This is a genomic window from Streptomyces ureilyticus, from assembly GCF_011045025.1.
Classification (GTDB): domain Bacteria; phylum Actinomycetota; class Actinomycetes; order Streptomycetales; family Streptomycetaceae; genus Streptomyces; species Streptomyces ureilyticus.
This window is the reverse complement of sequence record NZ_JAAKZX010000330.1, coordinates 1-7,537: the sequence shown is the minus strand read 5'-3', so window position 1 is coordinate 7,537 and position 7,537 is coordinate 1. Positions and strand designations below refer to the sequence as shown.

The 7,537-nt window shown below is 70.6% G+C and carries 7 protein-coding genes; 3 read left to right on the top strand and 4 right to left on the bottom strand.

What is annotated here, in order from left to right; all coding sequences use genetic code 11:
- Positions 1-42: 42 nt before the first annotated feature.
- Genes G6048_RS45630 through G6048_RS45615 form a run of 4 tightly spaced genes read right to left on the bottom strand, consistent with a single transcriptional unit; the run spans position 43 to position 3,438 of the window.
- Positions 43-1,011: a complex I subunit 1/NuoH family protein gene (locus tag G6048_RS45630; RefSeq protein WP_033319593.1), complete on the bottom strand. Its 969-nt coding sequence runs from the start codon at positions 1,009-1,011 to the stop codon at positions 43-45.
- Positions 1,008-2,378: an NADH-quinone oxidoreductase subunit C gene (locus tag G6048_RS45625; RefSeq protein ID WP_165345516.1), complete on the bottom strand. Its 1,371-nt coding sequence runs from the start codon at positions 2,376-2,378 to the stop codon at positions 1,008-1,010. The genes G6048_RS45630 and G6048_RS45625 overlap by 4 nt, the downstream gene beginning before the upstream one ends.
- Complete coding sequence (locus tag G6048_RS45620) at positions 2,375-3,025, bottom strand: NADH-quinone oxidoreductase subunit B (RefSeq protein WP_165345515.1); 651 nt, start codon at positions 3,023-3,025, stop codon at positions 2,375-2,377. The genes G6048_RS45625 and G6048_RS45620 overlap by 4 nt, the downstream gene beginning before the upstream one ends.
- Positions 3,016-3,438: an NADH-quinone oxidoreductase subunit A gene (locus G6048_RS45615; RefSeq protein ID WP_165345514.1), complete on the bottom strand. Its 423-nt coding sequence runs from the start codon at positions 3,436-3,438 to the stop codon at positions 3,016-3,018. Before G6048_RS45615 ends, G6048_RS45620 begins: the two co-directional genes overlap by 10 nt.
- Positions 3,439-3,704: 266 nt before the next feature.
- On the opposite strand from G6048_RS45615, the gene G6048_RS45610 reads away from it, so the two are divergent.
- The 3 genes from G6048_RS45610 to G6048_RS45600 all read left to right on the top strand — a co-directional run bounded on the left by G6048_RS45610 (position 3,705) and on the right by G6048_RS45600 (position 7,338).
- A complete protein-coding gene (locus tag G6048_RS45610; RefSeq protein WP_165345513.1) occupies positions 3,705-4,901 on the top strand; it encodes a sensor histidine kinase in 1,197 nt (398 codons plus the stop codon).
- Positions 4,902-5,155: 254 nt separating this feature from the next.
- Positions 5,156-6,520 carry a sensor histidine kinase gene (locus tag G6048_RS45605; RefSeq protein ID WP_165345512.1) on the top strand — a complete coding sequence of 455 codons (1,365 nt, stop codon included), beginning with the start codon at positions 5,156-5,158 and terminating at the stop codon, positions 6,518-6,520.
- 158 nt (positions 6,521-6,678) lie between these two features.
- Positions 6,679-7,338: a response regulator transcription factor gene (locus G6048_RS45600; protein WP_328771034.1), complete on the top strand. Its 660-nt coding sequence runs from the start codon at positions 6,679-6,681 to the stop codon at positions 7,336-7,338.
- Positions 7,339-7,537: the final 199 nt, after the last annotated feature.

Here is a 7,537-nt window from a genome sequence, read left to right as displayed (position 1 = left end):
GGAGAGAGCTGGCCCGAGTGGGCGGGAGGGACTCAGCCATGGCTACTGGATCACCACCTTGACGATGCCGGTGAGGGCGATCTGGGCGAGGGAGAGGGGGACGAGGAGGGTCCAGGAGAGTTTCTGGAGCTGGTCCTCGCGGAGACGGGGATAGGTGACGCGGAGCCAGATCACGAGGAAGGCGAGGACCGCGGTCTTGAGCAGGGTCCAGACCCAGCCGAGGCCGTCGGCACCCCACGGGCCATGCCAGCCGCCCAGGAAAAGGACGGTGGTCAGGCCGCACAGGACGATGATTCCGGCGTACTCGGCGAGGAGGAAGAGAGCGAAGCGCAGGCCGGTGTACTCGGTGTACGCGCCGAAGATGATCTCCGAGTCGGCGACGGGCATGTCGAAGGGAGGGCGCTGGAGTTCGGCGAGGCCGGCCACGAAGAAGACGAGCGCGCCGACGATCTGCCAGGGCAGCCACCACCACTCGAAGGCGTCGAGGATGCCAGGGAGCGAGACCGTGCCCGCGGCCATCGCGACTGAGGCCGCGGTGAGGAGCATCGGGAGTTCGTAGGCGAGGAGCTGGGCGGCGGTGCGGAGGCCGCCAAGGAGGGAGAACTTGTTGGCAGAGGCCCAGCCCGCCATGAGCGAGCCGAGGACGCCCACGCCCATCACGGCGAGGACGAAGAAGATGCCCGCGTCGATGACCTCGCCGACGGCACCTTCGCCCGGGCCGATGGGGATGGCGAGGAGGACGAGGAGGTACGGGAGGAGGGCGACGGCGGGGGCCAGCTGGAAGATACGGCGGTCCGCGCCCGCGGGGACCACGTCTTCCTTCTGGGCGAACTTCACGCCGTCCGCGACGAGTTGGGCCCACCCGTGGAAGCCGCCCGCGTACATGGGGCCGAGGCGGCCCTGCATATGGGCCATCACCTTGTGCTCCGTCTGGCCGACGATCAGCGGGAAGGTGAGGAACACGACGAAGACGATCAGGAGTCGCAGGGCGACGTCGAGCACGTCGTTCACTGCGGGCCTCCTGGGGGGTTGTCGTGGGTGGGTGGCTGGGCTTCGGGGGCGACGGAGGGTTTCGCCGGCGTCTCCGCCTCGGGAGCCTCGGCAGACCTGGGCTCGTCGGGAGCCTCGGGTTCGTCGTCCTGCCGCTCGCGGCCGGGCTCGCCCTCACCCCCTTGCCGCTCGTGCGAGGGTCGCTCCTCAGTGGGCGACTCCCCCGTTGGCGACTCGCTCTTCGGCGACTCGACCCTGGGCGGCTCCCCGATCGGCGACTCCTCCGGGGGCGGCCCCGTGGGCGGCTTCTGCTGAGCGCCGTCGAAGGCGGGGCGCGCGTGGTGCCAGGGGGCGTCCGTGCTGCGGGGGCGCGCCGGGCGGGCGGGCCGCCCGCCTCCGGGCTGCTGCTCGCCTTCAGGCTGATGCTCGCCGCCGGCTTCGTCGGCCGGGGCGGCAGCGGACGCCTCCCGCTGCGACGCCGAGCCCTCGCCGGCACTGCGGGCGCGGCGCGGTGCCGCGGGCGGCGTTTCGGCTCCCGAAGCCGAGGTCGGAGAGACCGAAGGAGCATCCGCCGAGCCCGTCTCCTCCCCTTCCGTCCGCTCCGCCCCCTCCGTCCGCTGTGTCGCCGAGCCCTCGCTCACGCTGCGTGCCCGGCGCCCGGCAGGCCTGCCCTCCGCCGCCGCGCCCGTACCCGGACCCGCAGCGGGAGCACCAGAAGCCGGGGCCTGGCTTGCCGAGCCCTCCCCCGCTGTGCGAGCCCGCCGGGCCGGGCGTTCGCCCGCGGCGCGGGCCGCGCCGCGGGCAGGGCGGGCCGGAGCAGGCGGGAGCTGGCCCTTCAGGGGTCCCCACTCGTTCGGGTCGGGGACGCCGGGCGGCAACATCTGGCGGCGCTTCGGACCGCCGTGCTCCGACTCCCCCGGCTCCTTCGCGCCGGGCCAGGCCTTGGCGACGCGGGCCGCAAGGACGAAGTCCTTGCGCAGGGGGTGGCCCTCGAAGCCCTCCGGGAGGAGCAGCGGCGCGAGCCCCGGGTGGCCCTCGAAGGTGACGCCGAACATCTCGTGAGTCTCGCGTTCGTGCCAGGCGGCGCCCGCGTAGACCTCCACGGCGGAGGGGAGCACGGGGGCGTCGTGCGGGACGGTCGTACGTACGAGAAGGCGGCGTACCGGAGCGAGCGCGACCACATGGGCCGCGACGCGGAAGCCCGTGCCGGGTTCGTCGACGGCGCTCAGCCAGTCGAAATACGTGCAGCCCAGTTCGCCGCGCGCGGTCTCCAGGGCGGAGATCCAGGCGGCGGGCGGCACGTCGACGGTCAGGAGCTCGTACGACTCCTCGGCCGTGGCCTCCGTACCGAAGAGCTCCTCCACCGGGGAGGGCAGCCAGCCGGTCACCGCTCGCCCTCCTCCCCGGCCGGAACCGGCGGCTTCACCAGCCCGCTCTGCAGCGCGCCCGCGGAAGGCCGGGTGCCGGCGGATCCGTAGCGCTCAGACCCGTACGCGGATCCGTACCGCTCCCCCAGCGACTCCCGGGCGATCTTCTCCTGAAGCTTGAGGATGCCCTGGAGCAGCGCTTCGGGTCGTGGCGGGCACCCGGGGACGTACACGTCGACCGGGATGATCTGGTCGACGCCCTTGGTCACGGAGTACGAGTCCCAGTAGGGCCCGCCGCAGTTGGAGCAGGCACCGAAGGAGATGACGTACTTGGGTTCCGGCATCTGTTCGTACAGCCGCTTCACCGCGGGCGCCATCTTGTCCGTCACGGTCCCCGACACCACCATCAGGTCGGCCTGGCGCGGCCCCGGAGCGAACGGAATCACTCCCAGGCGGATGAAGTCGTGCCGGGCCATGGAGGCGGCGATGAACTCGATGGCGCAGCAGGCGAGGCCGAAGTTGAAGACCCACAGGCTGTAACGGCGGCCCCAGTTGAGGACCACCTTCATCGGCTCGGGGGCGAGACGCGCGAGCGCACCCAGGCGCTTGGGCTCCGGAAGCAGCACAGGCACCGGCTCGGAAACGGGCTCGGGCTGGGTCACGTCCATGTGAGGACGCCCTTCTTGTATGCGTACAGCAGTCCCACGGCCAGGAAGCCGAGGAAGATGAACATCTCTACGAGCGTCGTCGCCCCGTAGCCCGGCGCGGCGAAGACCGTCGCCCAGGGGAAGAGGAAGATCGAGTCGACGGCGAAGATCACGTAGAGGAAGGAGTAGACGTAGTAGCGGACCTGGGTGTGGGCCCAGCCCTCGCCGACGGGGTCGACTCCGCACTCGTAGGTCAGGAGTTTTTCGGGCGTCGGGACGACGGGCCGCAGCAGGCGCCCGGCTCCGAAGGCGACGGCGACGAACAGCACGCCGATCACGGCAAGCAGTCCGACGACCGAGTAGGACTGGAAGTAGTCGGCCGCGACCGTGATCCCGGCGGTCCCGGTCTCCGCGCCCCTGGTCGGTTCCGGCACGTCCGCCCCTCGCTCCCTGACCTCGCATGACCGCGTATGACCTCGTGCGCGCTCTGATGTGCGCCGTGCGATGCGCTTGTGCTCGACGATCTGTACGCACCGGAGTCTAGGCCCTGCTAAAGAAACGGTAAGCAGCCCGTCACGCCTTGGCATGCGCGGAGGTCGCCGACAGGCGCTGGGCAGGAAGCAGGGGTGGGGTTTTCCCCAGGGCATCCCGGCGGTCCACCTCATGGCGCTCCGGCACGCGGCCCGGCACGCTAGCCGTTATGACCGAACGCATCATCGCCACCGACACCCGGGACGTCGGCGACCGGCCGCCGCCCGCGCGCTTCGCCTACGACTGGCACACCTGGAAGGAGATCGCGCATCTCCTGGCGAACCTGCCGGTGTCGCTGATCGGTTTCACGTACGTGGTGACGGTGCTGTCCACCGGCGCCTTCATGACCCTGACGGTGATCGGTCTTCCCCTTCTCGCGGGCGGACTGATGGGCGCCCGGCTGCTGGGCAAGCTGGAGCGGGGCCGGGCCAGGGCGCTGCTCGGGGTCCGGGTGGACGAACCGAGTCCGCTGCCGTGGCGGGGCCGGGGCGGCTTCCTCCCCGCGCTGTGGATGGCGCTGAAGGACCCGGTCGGCTGGCGGACAGTGCTGTACGAATTCATACGGCTGCCCTGGGGCATCCTCACCTTCACTATCACGCTGACCTCGTTGTTCGTGCTGTGGCCGGTGCTGCCGTTCATCGCGCGCGGGCTCGCCAACGCGGACCGGGCGATGGTCCGCGGGCTGCTGTCGCCCTCCGACGAACTGGAGCGGCGCATAGCCGAGTTGGAGTCGGACCGGGGGGTGGTCGTCGACACGGCCGCGGCCGACCTGCGGCGTATCGAGCGGGATCTGCACGACGGCGCGCAGGCGCGCCTCGTCAACCTCGCGATGGGGCTCGGTCTCGCCAAGGAGAAGCTCCTGGAGGACCCCGACGCGGCGGCGTCGATGGTCGAGGAGGCGCACGGCGAGGTGAAGATGGCGCTCCAGGAACTGCGCGACCTGGCCCGTGGCATCCATCCCGCCGTCCTCACCGACCGCGGGCTCGACGCCGCCCTGTCCGCGGTGGCCTCCCGCTGCACGGTCCCCGTCAAGGTGACTGCCGACCTGCCGATGCGCCCCGCCGCGGCCATCGAGGGCATCGCGTACTTCACGGTCTCCGAGCTCCTCCAGAACGTCAGCAAACACAGCGGGGCGCGGTCTGCCTCCGTCGACGTCTGGCGCTCGGACAACCGCCTGCTCATACAGGTCTGGGACGACGGCCGCGGCGGCGCCTCCCTCGACGGCGGCACAGGAATGGCGGGCCTCGCGGACCGGCTCGGCGCGGTCGACGGCCTGTTCATCATCGAGTCCCCCGTAGGCGGCCCGACAACGATCACGGCGGAACTCCCGTGGCGGGACCGGACGGAGGAGCCGGCGCGGAGGTAGGCGGACGGCCTCGGGCCGCACGACTGTCTGTCGTACAGCCTTCCTCCCGTACGACCCTTCCAGTCGCACGGCACTTCCAGTCGCACGGCCTTCTCCTGCCGGACGTGCCTTCTCGTCGTACGCCTAGGTAGGGAAAACCCCCGCCCCAAGACGCCGACGTACTCCATGGTCCGCGGACCTGGCACCGAGCAGTGTGGAACTACGACAGCGGACAACCGGACCGATCAGGAACCGAGTAGAAACGGACGGCGGCCATGGCGACGGAGTACGGACAGGGATACGGGCGAGACGCTGGGCCCGGATTCCTCGGGGAGGGCGTCGAGGGGCGGCACCGGCTCCCGGCCGCGCTGCGGGCGCCGATCGCGGCGCGCAGCTGGAAAGAGCTCGGCTATCTGATGCTGAGCCTGCCGGTCAGCATCCTGATGTTCACCTTCGCCGTGACGATGGTGTCGCTGGGCGCGGGACTGCTGATCACGTTCCTCGGCATACCGGTGCTCGCGGCGGCGCTCGCGGGCTGCCGCGGGTTCGGCGCGCTGGAGCGTGCGCGGGCGCGCGGGCTGCTGGGTCTGGAGGTCGCGGCGCCGGAGCCGTTGCGGGTCCGGAAGCAGGGTCCGATGGCGTGGATGGGCGCGATGCTCAAGAGCGGGGCGTCCTGGCGGCATCTGCTGTACGCGGTGCTGCACTTCCCGTGGGCCGTGTTCGCGTTCGCGGTGGCGATCAACTTCTGGGCGTACGGCTGGGCCATGCTGACGTATCCGCTGTGGTTCTGGGTCTTTCCGGTGTGGGTCGGGCAGGACGGGCTTCAGCTGTACGGGGACGAAACGCACCGGATCTACCTGGACAACCCCTTCGAGATAACCCTGACCGCGCTGCTGGGGCTGCTGCTCACGCTGGCCACACCGTGGATCGTACGGGCGCTGACGCTGGTGGACGGGCTGCTGGTGCGCGGGCTGCTCGGGCCTTCCCGGCTGGCGACGCGGGTCGTGGAGCTGGAGTCGGACCGCGGTGTCGTCATCGACACGGCCGCCGCCGATCTGCGGCGTATCGAGCGGGATCTGCACGACGGGGCACAGGCGCGGCTGGTCGCGCTGGCCATGGACCTGGGGCTGGCCAAGGAGAAGCTGGCGGAGGATCCGGAGGCGGCGGCGCGGATGGTGGGCGAGGCGCACGGCGAGGTGAAGACGGCGCTGCAGGAGCTACGGGACCTGGCTCGTGGCATCCATCCCGCCGTCCTCACCGACCGCGGGCTCGACGCCGCCCTCTCCGCGGTGGCCTCGCGTTGCACGGTGCCGGTTCAGGTCGAGGTGGACCTGCCGTCCCGGCCGGCGCCCGCCATCGAGGGCATCGCGTACTTCACCGTCTCCGAGCTTCTTCAGAACGTCAGCAAGCACTCGCGGGCGACGCGGGCGTACGTGGACGTCTGGCGCGTCGACAACCGCCTGATGCTTCAGGTCCTCGACAACGGCGCCGGCGGAGCGGACGCCTCCGGCGGTTCTGGCCTCGCTGGTCTCGCCGAACGTCTCGACGCGGTCGACGGCGTCCTCGTCGTCGACTCTCCGCCCGGCGGGCCGACGCGCGTCACGGCGGAGCTGCCTTGGCGCCATGCCTCCGCCGGATGAGTGGGGTGCTCACCGGAAGGGTGGGTTCGGTTCATGGGCGACTGCGGGCCCTCGTAGCCGACAACGAACCCACCCCGCCCAACCACCGGAGGTGAAATGCTGGACCCCTACGCGCAAGCCTGCGCCAGGCTGGGGGGCCAGAAACCGTGGAGGACAGGGTGCAAGTGGTCATCGCCGAGGATTCGGTGCTGCTCAGGGAGGGGCTGACTCGGCTGCTGACCGACCGGGGGCACGAAGTCGTTGCCGGAGTGGGCGACGGTGACGCACTGATCAAGACCATCACCGAACTGGCGGCCCAGGGCACACTGCCGGACGTCGTCGTCGCGGACGTACGCATGCCGCCCACCCACACGGACGAGGGCGTCAAGGCCGCGGTGCAGTTGCGCAAACACCACCCGGGACTCGGGGTACTCGTGCTCTCGCAGTATGTGGAGGAGCAGTACGCCACAGAACTCCTCGCCGGTTCCAGCCACGGCGTCGGCTACCTGCTCAAGGACCGGGTAGCCGAAGTACGTGAGTTCGTGGACGCGGTGGTACGCGTGGCCCGGGGCGGCACGGCGCTCGACCCGGAGGTGGTGGCCCAGCTGCTCGGCCGCAGCCGGAAGCAGGACGTACTCGCGGGACTCACCCCCCGTGAGAGGGAGGTCCTGGGACTTATGGCCGAGGGGCGGACGAACTCCGCGATCGCCCGGCAGCTGGTCGTCAGCGACGGTGCCGTGGAGAAGCATGTCAGCAACATCTTCCTGAAGCTCGGCCTGTCCCAGAGCGACGGCGACCACCGACGCGTCCTGGCGGTCCTGACCTACCTGAACTCGTGACCCGGCTACACCAGGACGCGAGAGCGGCCCAACGTCCGTAGACCAACGTCCTAGAACTAACGTCCTAGAACCAAAGGACTTCCCAATCGTGATGTCAAGCCGCTGCTGTGACGGGAGGTGAACCTTGGTAGCACTGTCCGTCACGGATCATGGCCCACAGGACGTTGAGGCGTCGGCGAGCGAGGGCGAGCAGGGCCTG

What these genes read in the sequence shown, in the direction of transcription:
- G6048_RS45620 (WP_165345515.1), bottom strand. Translation starts at nt 3,025, where the DNA reads ATGGACGTGACCCAGCCCGAGCCCGTTTCCGAGCCGGTGCCTGTGCTG.
- G6048_RS45610 (WP_165345513.1), top strand. Translation starts at nt 3,705, where the DNA reads ATGACCGAACGCATCATCGCCACCGACACCCGGGACGTCGGCGACCGG.
- G6048_RS45605 (WP_165345512.1), top strand. Translation starts at nt 5,156, where the DNA reads ATGGCGACGGAGTACGGACAGGGATACGGGCGAGACGCTGGGCCCGGA.